Source organism: Paraburkholderia sp. 22098 (assembly GCF_052045935.1).
Classification (GTDB): domain Bacteria; phylum Pseudomonadota; class Gammaproteobacteria; order Burkholderiales; family Burkholderiaceae; genus Paraburkholderia; species Paraburkholderia caledonica.
In genome coordinates this window covers 330,344-345,686 of the sequence record NZ_JBQEPV010000007.1, presented here as the reverse complement: position 1 = coordinate 345,686, position 15,343 = coordinate 330,344, and the positions used below count along the sequence as shown (strand labels likewise).

At 61.7% G+C, this 15,343-nt stretch carries 13 protein-coding genes; 10 read left to right on the top strand and 3 right to left on the bottom strand.

What is annotated here, in order from left to right; all coding sequences use genetic code 11:
- Positions 1-6 precede the first annotated feature (6 nt).
- Together ACTJLB_RS17450 and ACTJLB_RS17445 are read left to right on the top strand one after the other, a co-directional pair.
- Positions 7-423, top strand: a complete 417-nt coding sequence (locus ACTJLB_RS17450) for a cupin domain-containing protein (RefSeq protein WP_440783972.1) — start codon at positions 7-9, stop codon at positions 421-423.
- A 23-nt stretch (positions 424-446) separates the two neighbouring features.
- Entirely contained in the window at positions 447-902 is a 456-nt protein-coding gene (locus ACTJLB_RS17445; RefSeq protein WP_087753567.1) for a carboxymuconolactone decarboxylase family protein, read from the top strand.
- Between the two features lie 54 nt (positions 903-956).
- Here the strand turns inward: ACTJLB_RS17445 and ACTJLB_RS17440 are convergent, their stop codons facing one another.
- On the bottom strand, positions 957-1,664 hold the full coding sequence (locus ACTJLB_RS17440) for a pirin family protein (protein ID WP_204521858.1): 708 nt from the start codon (positions 1,662-1,664) through the stop codon (positions 957-959).
- 93 nt (positions 1,665-1,757) lie between these two features.
- Positions 1,758-2,522, bottom strand: a complete 765-nt coding sequence (locus tag ACTJLB_RS17435; protein ID WP_131318270.1) for an SDR family NAD(P)-dependent oxidoreductase — start codon at positions 2,520-2,522, stop codon at positions 1,758-1,760.
- A 154-nt stretch (positions 2,523-2,676) separates the two neighbouring features.
- Here ACTJLB_RS17435 and ACTJLB_RS17430 point away from each other — a divergent pair, with 154 nt between their 5' ends.
- Together ACTJLB_RS17430 and ACTJLB_RS17425 are read left to right on the top strand one after the other, a co-directional pair.
- Complete coding sequence (locus ACTJLB_RS17430; protein ID WP_020066592.1) at positions 2,677-3,594, top strand: LysR family transcriptional regulator; 918 nt, start codon at positions 2,677-2,679, stop codon at positions 3,592-3,594.
- Between the two features lie 151 nt (positions 3,595-3,745).
- Positions 3,746-5,083: an MFS transporter gene (locus ACTJLB_RS17425; protein ID WP_440783971.1), complete on the top strand. Its 1,338-nt coding sequence runs from the start codon at positions 3,746-3,748 to the stop codon at positions 5,081-5,083.
- A gap of 123 nt (positions 5,084-5,206) precedes the next feature.
- Here ACTJLB_RS17425 and ACTJLB_RS17420 read toward each other — a convergent pair whose 3' ends face one another.
- Positions 5,207-8,140 carry a sensor domain-containing phosphodiesterase gene (locus ACTJLB_RS17420; RefSeq protein WP_440783970.1) on the bottom strand — a complete coding sequence of 978 codons (2,934 nt, stop codon included), beginning with the start codon at positions 8,138-8,140 and terminating at the stop codon, positions 5,207-5,209.
- 329 nt (positions 8,141-8,469) lie between these two features.
- Here ACTJLB_RS17420 and ACTJLB_RS17415 point away from each other — a divergent pair, with 329 nt between their 5' ends.
- The 6 genes from ACTJLB_RS17415 (at position 8,470) to ACTJLB_RS17390 (ending at position 15,259) form a co-directional block, all read left to right on the top strand.
- On the top strand, positions 8,470-9,708 hold the full coding sequence (locus tag ACTJLB_RS17415; protein WP_440783969.1) for an MFS transporter: 1,239 nt from the start codon (positions 8,470-8,472) through the stop codon (positions 9,706-9,708).
- A 61-nt stretch (positions 9,709-9,769) separates the two neighbouring features.
- Positions 9,770-10,696, top strand: coding sequence for a LysR family transcriptional regulator (locus ACTJLB_RS17410; RefSeq protein ID WP_227471191.1), 927 nt, complete (start codon positions 9,770-9,772; stop codon positions 10,694-10,696).
- Between the two features lie 89 nt (positions 10,697-10,785).
- Positions 10,786-12,327, top strand: a complete 1,542-nt coding sequence (locus ACTJLB_RS17405; protein WP_440783968.1) for an amidase — start codon at positions 10,786-10,788, stop codon at positions 12,325-12,327.
- Positions 12,328-12,333: 6 nt separating this feature from the next.
- Entirely contained in the window at positions 12,334-13,695 is a 1,362-nt protein-coding gene (dsdA, locus tag ACTJLB_RS17400) for a D-serine ammonia-lyase (protein WP_440783967.1), read from the top strand.
- A gap of 278 nt (positions 13,696-13,973) precedes the next feature.
- Positions 13,974-14,360: a DDE-type integrase/transposase/recombinase gene (locus tag ACTJLB_RS17395; RefSeq protein ID WP_440784017.1), complete on the top strand. Its 387-nt coding sequence runs from the start codon at positions 13,974-13,976 to the stop codon at positions 14,358-14,360.
- A complete protein-coding gene (locus tag ACTJLB_RS17390; RefSeq protein ID WP_440783966.1) occupies positions 14,288-15,259 on the top strand; it encodes an LLM class oxidoreductase in 972 nt (323 codons plus the stop codon). The genes ACTJLB_RS17395 and ACTJLB_RS17390 overlap by 73 nt, the downstream gene beginning before the upstream one ends.
- Positions 15,260-15,343 lie beyond the last annotated feature (84 nt).

The following is a 15,343-nucleotide window of genomic DNA, read 5'->3' as shown; positions in this document are numbered from 1 at the left end:
AACATCATGAACATTCGATCTATCGCCGGTGCTGTCGCCGCAGGCATTGCTCTTTCCATTGCCGTACCGGCTACCGCGCATGACACGGCTGAGACCGTCACGCCGAACTTCCAGCACGCGATTCCCAACATCCCCGGCAAGTCGTTGATTGCGGTCGTTGTCGACTATGCGCCCGCCACAGCGTCGCACGCACACGAGCATGCGAAGTCGGCTTTTATCTATGCATACGTCGTGTCGGGCGCCATCGAGTCGCAAGTCGACGACGGCCCGAAGCGGATCTACCACGCCGGCGAAAGCTTCTTCGAGGAGCCCGGCGCGGTTCACCGTGTCAGCCGCAATGCAAGCAAAACCAAGCCGGCGAAGTTGCTGGCGGTGTTCGTGGTGGACAGCAACGACAAGGCCCTGACCACCCCGGTCGAGTAATCAGTACATCAAGGAGTAAAAGTATGAGCATGCGTCTGGACTACAACCACATCGCACCTGCGGGCGCGAAAGCCCTCGGTGGTGTTTACGGCTATGTTCTGCAGAGCGGCCTGTCGCCTGTTCTCGTGGATCTGGTCTACCTTCGCGTTTCGCAGATCAACAACTGTGCGTACTGCCTCGACATGCATACACGCGATCTGCTGAAAAAAGGCGTGAAAGTCGAAAAGCTCGCGCTCCTGCAGGCCTGGGCGGAAGCCGGCAATCTGTTCGACGAACGTGAGCGTGCCGCACTTGCGTGGGCCGAATCGGTCACACGCGTTGCACAGACCGGCGTACCCGACGAAGCCTACGAGGCAGCCCGTGCAGTGTTCGACGAGCGCGAACTGGTCGACCTCACGATCGCCATCGGACTCATGAACACTTATAACCGCATGGCGATCAGCTTCCGGAACACACCTCAGGCCGCAGTAGGACGGTGATAACGCTTCGCATCGCTGCGGACACATCAATCGGGACGCATCGCAACGGCGTCGTTACCCAACCAGTTCGACCATCACGATGTCGGTGTCGTCTCGCGCTGTCATCGTAAGCTGCGATTCGCCAGTAACCACGACTCCATCGCGTGGCGCGAGCCGAACCTCTCCCACGTCGAGGCGGCCGTGATCGGTAACCAGATACGCGTGGCCTGGCGGACGCAACACGTGATGCAGCGTTGCGCCTTCGCGTATCGTCGCGATGCGCACGCGAGCGTCGGCATTGATAGACAACGCGCCTGCACGCACGTCGTCCGGATCGCCGCTCGCCAGCGTGACGAAGCGGCCTTCGCGGCACTCGCGCGAACAGACACGCGTCGCCCAACGCGGCGTGCCACCCAGCGTGCGCGGGTGCAACCAGATCTGAAACAGCCGCGCCGGCGAACTCTCCTCGTTGCGCTCGGCGTGATGTACCGCGCAACCCGCGCTCATTGCCTGCACGGAGTCGGCGACCAGACGTGCCCGATTGCCGGCGTCGTCTTCGTGCGTAATTGCGCCTGAGCGCACCCACGTCACGATCTCGACTTCACGGTGAGCATGAAGGCCGAAGCCCGAGTGTGCAGCGAACTCGTCGTCGTTCCACACGTAGAGCGCGCCGAGCGGCACATGACCGGCGCGTCCGCACTCGCCAAAGCGAAAATGCAGCCGCGCTTCCAGCCAGTCGCGACTGATTACATCCAGCGACAGAAAAGGACGATGTTCGATCATGATGTGCCTGAGTTGGATCGCGCGCACGCGTGCGCGCGCCGGTGCAATCGTCGAAGACTGCACCAGACGCGCCCTCGCGTGCTCAAGGAACGCTTAGACCTGCTGCTGGCCGCCGTCCACGAACAGCTCGGCGCCGTTCACGAAGCTCGCGTCGTCGGAGGCGAGGAACAGTGCCGCACTCGCGATCTCGCCAGGCTCGCCGAGGCGGCCCATCGGGATCTGGGCGGCCAGGTAATCGGCCAAGCCTTGTTGCTGCGCCGCATCCGGACCGGCGAGGTCGAGCAGGCCAGGAGTGCGGGTTGCGCCAGGGCTGAGCGTGTTGACGCGGATGCCGCGGTCCTTGAGATCGAGAATCCAGCTGCGTGCAAAGGCGCGCACCGCGGCCTTCGAAGCTGAATAGACGCTGAATGCAGCCGTGCCCGAACTGCCAGCCGTCGAGCCCGTGAGGATCACCGACGCACCTTGTGCGAGCAGCGGCAGCGCTTTTTGCACGGTGAACAGCACGCCCTTCACGTTGCGGTCGAAGGTGTCGTCGAACTGTTCTTCGGTAATGCTGCCCAGCGGCAGCATTGAACCGCCACCAGCATTGGCGAACAGCACGTCGAGACGCCCCTTCTCCTGCTTGATCTGCGCGTACAGCGCGTCGAGTTCATCGAGCTTTGCAGAATCGACGCGCACGCCGGTCACGTTGCCGCCGGCTTCGCGAATTCCCTTCACTGCGGCGTCGAGTTCGGCCTGACGGCGACCGGTGATATAGACATGCGCGCCTTCTGCTGCAAAGCGTTGAGCAGTCGCGAGGCCGATGCCGCTCGTTGCGCCGGTGACCAGTGCGATCTTGTTGTCGAGTTTGCGTGCCATGGTGTTTCTCCTTCAATTCGATAAGTGGATGACTACGTCGGGAAACTACGTTGGGTGTTTCGTGCTGCGATGTAAGGAGAATATCGACGCAGCCATCTTTTCGAAATAGAATTGATTGCAATCTAACGTTGCAAAAATGAGATGATGAGGCGAGATGGCGAAACTGCCTGATTTCGAGGGACTGGCGATGTTCGCGAAGGTCGCTGAGGAGGGATCGTTCGCGGCTGCGGCGCGCGCAGTGGGCGTTTCGGTGGCGACGGTGTCGCGCGGCGTCGCGCGCCTGGAAGACCGGCTCGGCGCGCGGCTTTTCAATCGCACATCGCGTCAACTGGCGCTCACCGAGTTCGGCCGGACAATCTGCGAGAAAGCTGGCCAGATTTACCGGCAGGCCGAGGAAGCCGAAAGCGCCGCCCGCGAGATGTCGGTGCAACCGCGCGGGCTCGTGCGTCTGGCGGTGCCGATGTCGTTCGGGCTGCGCTGGGTCGCGCCGCTCCTGCCAGCATTTTTTCGTGCATATCCGGAGGTGTCGATCGACCTGCATCTGTCCGATGCGCCGGTCGACCTGGTTGCTGACGGCTTCGACGCCGCGCTGCGCATCGCCGCACTGCCCGATTCGTCGCTGGTGGCGCGACGGATATGCGCGGTAACGCAATACGTAGTCGCGTCACCGGACTATCTGAAGCGTGAGGGACGGCCTATGCATCCGCGCGAACTGGTGGACCGCCCCTGCCTTTCGTATGCGTATCGCGCGCGCAGCGATGTGTGGCGCTTTACGAACGACGCGGGCGAGGAGGAACCGATCATGCCGATCGGTCCACTGCGCGTGACGAACTCCGACGCACTGTTGCCGACGCTGCTCGATGGTCTGGCGATTGCGGAGTTGCCCGAGTTCATCGCCGGCGAATATCTGGCCGATGGCCGCCTGGAAGCTATCCTCACCGATTGGTCTTTGACGAAAGGCGGCCTTTACTTCGTCACGCCGTCGGCGCGCGCCCGACCCGCAAAGGTGAGCGCGCTGTCCGATTACTTCGCAGAACATCTTTCCGATCCGTCGTGGCGATGGCCGAAGTGATCTGCTGCAGTGTTTTCATGTGGGCTAACCGGACAGACGTTCATCATTGAATGGGTGCAACGACGCATCCGGGCTCGACATAGCTTTCGCCGAATACAATGCAAGACGAAGAAGGGTCGCTTCGACCGACCCGTATAAAACACAGTGATCGATGAAAGTCCCCAAAACGTCTGCTAATGCTGAGCCCACGGCGGCCGACCGCGGCAAGACCGCACGCCCGGCTGCGGGCGCCATCGCACCGCACAATCCGCACAATCCGGACGAACAGAACGCTCCCCACGATTCGCGCGCTCGCAGCATCGCTCTCGCGGCGAGCCTCGCCTTGATCGCTTTTTCGCTGCGCACGCCGATCACGAGCGTGGGTCCGATCCTGCTCGAAGCAGTGCGGGCCACCAACCTTTCGCGCACGGGCGCGAGCGTGCTGACGACATTGCCGTCACTATGCTTCGGTCTTTTCGGACCGCTCGCGCCGCTACTCGCGCGGCGCCTCGGAAGTGAACGCGCATTGCTCGCGCTGCTCTTGCTGCTCACGCTCGGTACTGCGTTGCGCGTCTTTCCCGTGTGGGAGGCGTTGTATCTCGGCCAGATTGTGGCCTGCTTCGCCATCGGCTTGATGAATGTGTTGTTGCCAGGCGTAGTGAAGCGCGACTTCCCGCACCACGTTCCACTGATGACTGGAGTCTACAGCGCGGCAATGTGCGTCGGCGCCGCCGCGGCGGCGGCCGGGACGGTCCCCGCGGCCCATGCGATCGAATACCTGCTGGGCGGCGCGAGCGGCAACTCCTGGGCATGGGCACTGGCGCTGTGGGCGTTGCCCGTCGCGTTGGCCACGCTGGTCTGGGGCGTGCGTCTGCCAAAGAAGTCGACCCACGCAGGAAGACACGCGCAAGTCGTTCGCGGATTGTGGCGAGATCCGCTCGCGTGGAAAGTCACGCTGTTCATGGGTTTGCAATCGTCGCTGGCGTATATCGTGTTCGGCTGGCTGCCGACGGTGCTTCGCACGCGTGGCATGAGTGCGGTCGATGCCGGTTTCATGCTGTCGCTCAGCGTGGTCACGCAGGCCGCGTCGTCGCTACTGCTGCCGTTTCTGCTGGCGCGACTGCGTGATCAGCGCGCGGTGAATGTGGGGGCGTTACTGTCGACTGGCGTGGGTCTGATGGGCTGTTTCTTCGCGCCTGCGTCAACCATGTGGATCTGGGCGCTGCTTCTCGGCGCCTCGCAAGGCGCGGCGTTCACGCTCGCGCTCACCGTCATCGGCTTGCGCTCGTACGATTCGCACGTGGCCGCGCAACTCTCCAGCATGGCTCAGGGCATCGGCTATCTGATCGCGTCGTGTGGGCCGTTCATCGCCGGATCGCTGCTCCATGCAACCGGCTCGCTTTACAGTCTCGCTGCTTTGTGCGCGGGTATCTGCGTCGTGTCTGCATGGTTCGGCTATGCAGCGGGGCGACGGGAACACGTTAACGCGCATCTCGAGTCGACGCATTGAAGACGCAATAAATACGCTGCCGCCGAGGGCAATGGCCCGTTCGTAGCCGACGTGCGCCGTGACATCACGCGTCATGGCAACGTATCGGAAAGGCTCAACAAGGTCCGCTGGATCGCGGCGCGATTAGCTGACCTGCTGCTCAGCGGGTACGAGCCATTGCCTCGCCTTGCCCGCGCTCAATGCCTCAACCAGTTCGGCGAGCGGCATGGGTCTGCCGATGTAGTAGCCTTGCGCCTCGGTTGCGCCGATGTCCCGCAATGCAGCCAAAGCGACCGCATCTTCGACACCTTCGGCCACCACGCCCAGACCGAGCGATTCCGCCATCCGCACGATCGCCCGGACGATGGCGCGCGTGCGCGGACTCGACGTCAAGCCGACGATGAACGATTTGTCGACTTTCAGCGCACTGAAGTGATACTGATGCACATAGCTGAGCGATGAAAAGCCGGTGCCGAAGTCGTCGAGCACCACCGACACGCCGTTGTCGATCAGATGCTGCATCGTCTGCCGGGCGACTTCCGGCTCCGCGATCAACGCGCCTTCAGTCAGTTCCAGACGCACGCGCGACGGTGCGACGCCGTGCTGTTGCAGCAGCGCGAGTACGTCGCCGGCGAACTCCGCGCGCGTCATGCTGTAGCTCGAACAGTTGACATGGACGGGAGGCCAGCCGGCGTGCGCAGGCTGCGCGAGAATTGCCGCGACGCAATTGAGCATGTAGAGATCGAGCCGGCCGATCAGCCGCAGTCCTTCCATCGCCGGCAGGAATTCTCCCGGCGCGAGCAGGCGGCCATCTTCCTGCCGCCAGCGTACCAATGCTTCGAGCGAGGTCAGACGGCCTGTGATCGTGCAGATGATCGGCTGGAAGAACGGGATCAGTTCGTCGTCGCGTTTAAGCGCATTTCGTAGCGCGCCTTCGCGCCGCATCCGGTCCGAGACCTCATGGCGCAACTCCTGATTGAACACCACGTAACTATCGCGGCCACCGTTTTTCGCGCGATACATCGCCGTGTCGGCGTCGCGCAAGAGGTCGGCCGGTTCCCTATGGAATTCATGCTCGGCGGTCACGATCCCGATGCTGCATGACGAGAAAACGACGTGATCGTCGATATGAAACGGCAGGTCGAACACCGACAATATCCGCTCGGCGATGGTGACTGCCGCTTCGAGCGACGCTTCGGGCGAGAGGATCGCAAACTCGTCTCCCCCGAGGCGCGCGAGCATATCGGTTCTGCTCAGGCAGTCGCGCAGCCGTTTCGCTGCCGACACCAGCAGCTGATCTCCGAAATGATGGCCGAGACTGTCGTTGACTACCTTGAAGCGGTCCAGATCGAGGAACATCACGACCAAACGTCTTCCGGAATCCAGATGCCGGATCCATTCCGCGCCGAGCCGCTCGAGAAGATGGCTGCGATTGGGCAGCCCGGTCAACGAGTCGTGGAAGTTCTCGTGCAACAGTTGCGCGTTTGCCCTATCCAGTTCGCGAGTGCGCTCCTGCACGCGCGCTTCCAGTTCGAGGTTCGCGGCATACAGTGCATCGGCGGCGCTTCGCCGGGACAATGCCGTATCGATGTGACGCGAGACGAACGTCAGCAACTCCTGATCGCGGGGCGTGTACTGTACGTCGGTCGAATAGCTCTGCACCGCGAGCATGCCTCGCACCTTACCCGCTTCGAAAAGCGGCACACCTAGCCACGAACGCAGATTCAGGTGGTCGTGGTCGAGTTCGACCTTGCCGTCGCGGATCAGGCGCTCCGCATCGGTACGATTGAAAAGACACGGTCGACGCTGTGCAATAACGTATTCCGTGAAGCCGCGTTTATAGCGCCTCGGAGCCGGCTGCTCGTCAACCAGTTCATCGACGTAATAGGGGAAAGAAACCGTTGCTGTCGCCTCGTCATACAGTGCGATATAGAAGTTGTGCACGTACAGAAGCTCGCCCAGAATGCGATGCAGGCTGCGGAAGAACTCGACCATGTCCCCCGACGCGCTCGACAACTCCGCGATACTGAAAAGCGCACTTTGCAGATGTTCCGCGCGTTTTCGCTCGGCCACTTCCTGCCGGAGTGCGTCATTCAGTTCCGAGAGTTCCGATGTCCGGCGCGCTACGATATTTTCGAGGTTCGCTCGGTGAAGAATGCGGTCGAGCGCCATTGCAACATGACGCGCGACCACGAGAAACAGCGCCCGGTCGTCGGCGCTGTATATGCGCGATACGTCATAGACCTGCATGGCGAGCATGCCAAACACCTCGTCCGATGCGTTCTTCAACGGCGCGCCCATCCAGAATTCGGGGCGATCTCCAACGCAAAAGAAGCGGCCTGCCGCTTCCGCCTCCTGAATTCCGGCGGCGTCGATCAATAACGGCTGTCCGGTCGTCAGGACCTGTGCAGTCAGCGACAAACGATCCGGATCGAGCATGTCATAGCTTTCGGATTCGAGTGCGTCGACGTCGATCACATCCACATAATACGGATACGTGATACGTCTGCTTTCCGGTTCATACAGCGCGAGATAAAAGTTCTCTGCATCGATTATCGTGGCTAGCTGCCGGTGAACGGCATGCAGGAACGCTGAGCGTTCGCCGGTCGAACTGGCCAGGTACGCGATTTCGTGGAGCACGCGCTGGGTGTGTTGCGCGCGAACGAGCGCGTCGCCAAGCAGTTGCAGTCCCAATGTGTTGGCGAACGCCGCGAGTGCTTCGTCGTTCGCGTCCTTTAGCGGCGCGAGCAGCCAGCCGAGCGCTTTGTCGCCGGTTCCGGTCGGCCAGCAATGTAATGCTTGCGACTCGCAAAACGGGACTAACGCGTCGTTCGCGAGGGCCTCGGGCCAGACCGTTTCGGCCCCGGAATATGCCGCAAGGCGCAGCTTGTCTCCCGCGCGATACCATGCCCAGTCCCGCCCGCGCATTCGATCGCGGGAGGCTTGAAGCAGTGTATCGACCCGCGCTGCCGTCGCTAGCGACGTAGTCAGCTCCGCCTCTGGATTTGCGACATCGGTGGTCTGGTTATCGCTCTGACCGTTCCCCCAGTCGCGTCGGTGTCCGGAAACAATATTCATCAACGCTCCATGCATCTCTCATTCTGCATGCATTAAATCAGGTAGCGACCGGCCCCGGTCCGCGTGCCTTTTGTAATTTGCCTACCCGCTATCTGATAACGGCATCAAGGCCTCGATACTTTATCCCAACCCGTTTCCGGCCCATCCGGATGGCTGTCATTCCCGTGCCCGATCAATGCGCGATACGTGATTTTTCGGAAAGCAAGCGTTCGGAATATGTCACTTGCCCATGCATTTGTGGCTACCTAGCATCAGTCCGACTAGTCGCAGTGGGAGCGCTCGGTACAGCCGGAGCGGGCCCGATCTTTCCTCTCAGACAGACTCTCACGATGATCGACCCCAATAAAAGCAGGCGCGCCAGTATCGCGGTATTCGCGCTGCTCTATCTCGGCTACTGCATTTCGTACATAGATCGCGCGGCGATTGCGCTGTCGCTCGTCGCCATCGGCAAGGAATTCAACGTTGGATCGGCGGCGCTCGGCGTCGTCATGAGCACCTTCTATATCAGCTACGCCGCGATGCAGATACCCGGCGGCTGGATCGCGGATCGCTGGGGCAGCAAAAAGGTCATCGTCGTATCGGTGGCATTCTGGTCGCTGTTCACGCTGATGACGGGTCTCGCATGGTCGCTGGCCTCGCTGATCGCGATCCGCTTTATCTTTGGTCTCGGCGAAGGCGGTTATCCCGGCGCCGCCGTGAAAGGCGTCACCGAATCGTGCGCGCGTGCCGATCGCCCGAAAATGTCCGCATTGCTGATGTCATCGAACTACGTGGGCAGCTTTATTGCTCCGCTTGCGATCGCGCCTCTCATTCTGTACCTGGGATGGCGTCACGCGTTCGTCGTGGCGGGCATTGCCGGCGTCGTGTTCGCGCTGTTCTACCTGTTCGCCGTCAAGGACACGCATCAGAAGCGCGATGCGTCGGGCCGTGCCACACGCATCGACGGTGCGGCGACGCGCGCGCTCCTCAAGATGCCGCTGATGTGGAAGATCCTGCTCACGTGGTTCGGCATGGGCATCGTCAACAAAGGTCTGGATGCATGGATGCCCGCGTATCTGCTGACCGAACGTCATCTCGATCTGAAAGCGGTCGGCATGTTGACGCCGCTGCCCTTCGTCGCCGCGAGCATCTCGACGGCGCTCGGCGGATGGATTCTCACGCGCTGGTTCGATGGCCGCGAGAAATGGCTGATGGCCGCGTGCTGCGCGATCTCCGGCTTTTTCCTCTACGAGATGTATACGGCTGAAACCGTGACGGGCGTGATCGCATTTCAATCGATCGTGTATTTCTTCAAGTCCTTCGTATTCGCGGGTGTCTTCGCGCTGCCCACGAAGTTCCTCCCACAGAAGTTGATCGGTACGGGCGCAGGCATGGTGAACTTCGGCGGACAGGTAGCAGGTTTCGTCGCGCCGGCTGTCATTGGCCTGCTCGTGTCCATGACGGGCAACTACAACGCCGTGTTCGGCTTCCTGATCGCGGCAACGGCGCTCGCGGCGGTCACGAGCCTGTCGATTGGGCTCGCAAGCGAAAACGATGCGCGCCGTTTGGGAACCGCTGAAGAAGCCTGATTGCATGATCGCAGTGTGCGGGCGCTATGATGCGGACTACGCGTCACTACATCGATCCAGCATGAACGCCCGCATTCTTCAGGAAGCCGCTGTCCGTTACTTTCTCGAAGTCGTCAACACCGGGTCCATCGCCGACGCCGCGCATCGGCTGAACGTCGTGCCGTCGGCGGTGAGCCGGCAAATCACGCGGCTCGAAGGCGAACTCGGCATGCCGCTCTTTGTGCGGCAATCGCGCGGCATGGTGCCGAGCAAAGCAGGAGAAATGCTCGCAGCCTATGCGCGGCGCTCGCAACTGGACGCCGAACAGATTTCGCTCGAAATCGACGCGCTTCGCGGCGAGGCGGCCCGCAGGATTCGCATTGCATGCACCGAAGGTTTCGCGGCAGCTTTTCTGCCGCGCGCAATGGCCGATTTCCGCCGCACCGTCGCGCCCGCATCGTTCGAAGTCGTGGTGGATACCGCCGCTGGCGTCACCCAGCGTGTCCGCGAAGCCGGAGCCGATGTCGGACTGACCTTCAGCTTCGGTCCCGCGAAGGACATTCATGTCGCGTTCTCAGCGCCGTCACCCATGTTCGCGATCGTTGCGGCGTCGCATCCGCTCGCGTCATCGCCGCAGGTTTCGTTTCGCGAATTGCTTGCCTATCCGCTCGCGTTGCCCGGCGCTCATTCGACGCTGCATACGCTCATCGATATCTATTGCAGCCGCGAAGGCGTAGCTTGCAAGAGCGTGCTCAGCAGCGCGACGCTAGAAACGCTGCTCGGCTTCACGCTCGCAAGCGACGCGGTCACGTTCAGCGGCGAACTCTTCGTGCGTCCGCGTCTCGCGACGGGGGAACTGGTCGCGTTGCCTGTGCCCGAGTTCGCGACGAGCGAACGCGCCATCGAAATACAAACGCTCGCGCGGCGTGAATTGCCGCCGCTTCTGCAGTCGTTCGTCGAGCGCTTGAGCGATGAACTAACGCCGCCGGCGAGCGTTGTCCAAAAGTGAAGTCAGCGTTCGATAAACATCACTAGCCGCTCAATTTCTCGTCGTCTACATTGAGCGCACTCTTTGTATCATTGCCAAAGGATCGCTCGATGACCGACCGTCACGAACTCACGCGTCATAGCGCCGTCGCGCTGCGTGCGCTCTTGCAGGCGCGCGAAATCTCCGCCGTTGAATTGCTCGATGCCTGCATTGCGCGCATAGAAGCGCTCAATCCGTATGTGAACGCGATCACCGCAACGAGCTTCGAGCGCGCGCGCCTCGAGGCGCGCGCCGCCGATGCCGCGTTCGCGCGTAGCACCACGCTGGGGCCGCTGCACGGCCTGCCGATCGCCATCAAGGATCTCGAAGAGACCGAAGGCATTCTGACGACGTACGGCTCGCCGCTGTATCGGGCGAACGTGCCCGCACGCGACAACACGCTCGTACGACGTTTGCGCGCGGCGGGCGCGATCGTCGTCGGCAAGACGAATGTGCCCGAATTGGGCGCTGGCGCGAACAGTTTCAATCCCGTTTGGGGCGCAACGGGCAACCCGTTCGATCCGCGCCTGAACGCGGGCGGATCGTCTGGCGGATCGGCAGTTGCGCTCGCACTCGACATGGTGCCGCTTGCAAGCGGATCCGACACGGGCGGCTCGTTGCGCATTCCTGCTGCGAAGTGCGGTGTGGTCGGATTGCGCACATCGCCGGGACTCGTGCCGAGTGACCGCAAGCCGCTGGGCTGGACACCGATTGCCGTTGTCGGGCCGATGGGCCGCAACGTCGAAGACACGTGGCTGCAACTCGCGGCGACGGTCGGGCAATCGGACAGCGATCCGCTCGGCTATCCGTTCACAATGGCGCCCACGATGGACGGCCGCGCGCTCACCGACCTGTCGAAGCTGCGTATCGGCTACACCGAAGACTTCGGCGTCTGTGAGGTCGATGATGAGATCCGCGCCGTGTTCCGCCGCAAGATCGAATTCCTGCGCGGCCATGTCGCCGTTTGCGAGCCGGTCCAAGTCGATTTCGAAGGCGCGCACCGCTGCTTCGACGTGCTGCGCGCGGAGGCTTTCGTTGCGGGCCTGCAAAAGGCCTACGAAACCAATCCTGAACTGCTCGGGCCCAATCCGCGTGCGAACTACGAGATGGGCATCGGCATGGGACTCGCCGATTGCGTGCGCGCCCACGCCGATCAAACGCGGCTGTTCCGCCAATTCCAGACGCTGTTCGACCGCTACGACCTGATCCTGTCGCCGACCACGCCCGTGTCGCCGTTCCCCTGGACGCAGCCGTATCTGAAGTCCGTGAACGGCGTCGAGCTGGAAAACTACTATCGTTGGCTCGCGTTGACCTATGTGGTGACGCTCGCGACAAACCCGGCCTTGTCGTTGCCATGCGGTGTCGATCATCGCGGCATGCCGTTCGGGCTTCAGATGATTGGGGCGTTCCGCGGCGATCTCACGTTGCTCGATGCAGCGCGCGCCTTTGAAAAGCTCTTCGCGTCGTCCGATGAAACGCGCCGTCCGATCCCGGATGCCGCGAAACTGCGCACATCCGATGTCGATCTCAAGTCCATCGTCACACATCCACCCGTGTTCGATGCGGTGGCTCCTTCGAACAATTCCGCTTCCTCTTCAACGTCCGCCGTCTGACCGAACATGATCGATTCCATTTATGGGAAGCCGCTCGACGCGTGGCTTCGCGACTATCCGCTCTTGCGACCGCTCATGGAGCTTCAGCCCGTCGAATGGTTCAACCCGGCTGTCGCGCCGCTGGCCGATGCGATTGACGACATTCCGCTCGATGCATCCGATGTCGCCGACGCGAGCGCACGCCTGCAACGATTCGCGCCGCTGCTCGCGCAGACCTTCGACGATGTGCGCGACGCGGGCGGCATCATCGAATCGCCGTTGACTGAGGTGCCCTTGTTCGCGGACGCATTGAGCCGGCGCTACGAGGTCGAGACACCTCGTCGCCTGCTACTCAAGCAGGATAGTCATCTGCCCATTTCCGGTTCGATCAAGGCGCGCGGCGGCATCTACGAAGTGCTCTTTCATGCTGAGCAACTCGCGATACGCCACGGCCTGCTGAATGAAGGCGAGGATTACCGCATGCTCGCCACCGACGCGTGTCGCGCGCTCTTTCGCAAGCACAGCATCGCGGTAGGCTCGACGGGTAACCTGGGCATGTCGATCGGCATCGCGAGCGCGACGCTCGGCTTCACAACTACCGTGCACATGTCCGCCGATGCACGTCAATGGAAGAAAGACCGTCTGCGCGCGCACGGCGTGACGGTCATCGAATATGCGGGCGACTACGGCGAAGCGATCGAGAGCGGCCGGCGTCTCGCGTCGAACGATCCGCTGTGCCACTTCGTCGACGATGAAAATTCGACCACGCTGTTTCTGGGTTACGCAGTCGCGGGCGAACGCCTCAAACGCCAGCTCGATCTCGCGAACGTTGCTGTCGATGCCGGGCATCCGCTTTTCGTCTATTTGCCATGCGGCGTCGGCGGCGGTCCGGGCGGCGTCGCGTTCGGTCTGAAGCTCGCATTCGGCGATGCGGTGCATTGCGTCTTCGCGGAGCCGACGCACTCGCCATCCATGTTGATGGGCGTGCTCACCGGTTTGCACGAGAAGCTCGCGGTACAAGACTTCGGTATCGACAACCTGACGGCGGCAGACGGACTCGCGGTCGGTCGCCCGTCGGGCTTCGTCGGCCGCGCGATGCAGCGGATGATCGACGGCTACTACACGATCGACGACCGCGAGTTGTACGCCCTTCTCGCTTTGATGGCGGACACTCAGGCCATTCGGCTGGAGCCGTCCGCGCTTGCGGGCGCGCCGGGTTTCGCGCGGGTATCGAAAGAAGCTCAGGGCTATCGCGCGCGCATGACTCTAGGCGACGCAGCCATGCGCAATGCGACACACGTCATCTGGGCGACGGGCGGCGGCATGGTGCCGGAGGTTGAGATGTCGTCTTATCTGCAAACCGGCCGCGCCGCGTTGTACGGCGCGTAGACATCTGGCGGCGCGGTTTCCGGCGCCGCCACCTCCATGCGCGTGCACAGTTGTTTCGAAATGCTGCTCACTCACGACCGCACGCGAAGCGTCGGCTATACAGCGTCGTGAACGACATCGTGCAGTGCTCCCGCGAAGACCGTCCCTCTTATCGGTTCAGTACTTCAGACAAGTCGCGATCAAGCAAGATTTCGACACGTTTTGACAGAAACTGGAAAGAAACGCCGGCCCCCTTCCCCTAGACTCAATCCCGTCGCCCGAAGGGTTGTGGTGCAAGTATTCGCGCAAAGCCCTGCTGCCCGAGGACACGAAGGTTCGATGCTCAATGTCTCAACAACCGGATCAAGCAGGACCATCGCAACGTAAAGTCCAGAACAAACGCGATGCCCAGCTTCAAACGTTTCAGGAACGCGGTCACCACCGTAGCGGGCATTGAATCGATGCCCGCATTCGCAAAAGGGGCAATTTCGCCCGAATTGCCTGTACCTCAAAGATGCCACCATGCCTACCGCCTGGAGTTTGGTCCTCGCTGCTCGACAAGGTGTCCTGATCTGGTGGCGTTAGCTCGCCGAAATCGTCTATTTGCCAGAGCATGTTTACTCCGAATTCCACTCCCTATCAGCAACAACCTGGCTTTCAGCGCACTTACCGCCAAGGCCGCCTGAGCCTGGGTCTTTTCTTTCCCCTCGAAGCCTTCACCGGCGATACGCCGAGTATGTTGGACCAGGTGAGCTTGGCCCAACGTGCCGAAAAGCTGGGTTTCTCTGCCCTCTGGTTTCGCGACGTGCCGTTACGCGATCCCAGCTTCGGTGATTCGGGCCAGGTCTTCGATCCCTGGGTCTACCTGGGTTTTATGACGGCACACACTCGCTCGATTGCGCTGGGTACCGCGTCGGTCATCCTGCCAATCCGCAATCCCCTACACACAGCCAAGGCCGCAACCAGTGTCGATCAGCTCAGTGGTGGCCGCCTGCTGCTCGGCGTGGCTTCCGGTGACCGTCCAGTAGAGTTTCCAGCATTCGGTGTCGACCCGGAGCAACGCGGCAGCCTGTTCCGCGAATACCTCAAGGTGTTTCGCGAGGTTCAGCTCACCAGTTTCGTGCCTTTAACCTGGTCCGGCGGCAGGCTTGAGGGGGCAGACCTGATTCCCAAGCCGACCACGGCGGAAATTCCTTTTTTCGTCACCGGCCATAGCCGCCAGACACTTGAGTGGATCGCCCGCTACAGTCATGGCTGGATCACCTATCCGCGCGCACCGAAGGCACAGCAGCTGATTGTCGAGCGCTGGCGCACGGCGGTTCGTGCCGAATGTGGTGAACAGTTCAAACCCTTCACTCAGTCGCTATACATCGACCTGACAGATAACCCTCAGACACCACCACGACCGATCCACCTGGGCTATCAACTGGGGCGATATCACCTGACCGCGCTGCTGCACAGCTTGCAGGAGGAGGTCGGCGTCAACCATGTGATCATCAATTTGAAATACGGCCAACGCTCGGCGGGTGAGGTCATTGAGGAACTCGGTCAGTTCGTTCTACCTGACTTCGTGATGTCGGCATGAGCCGGCATGGTGCTGGAAAGCACCGCACGGGGAAGCCCACGCTCAGGTGGTCGAGACCTGACCGAAGAAGGCCAGGATGCGAAC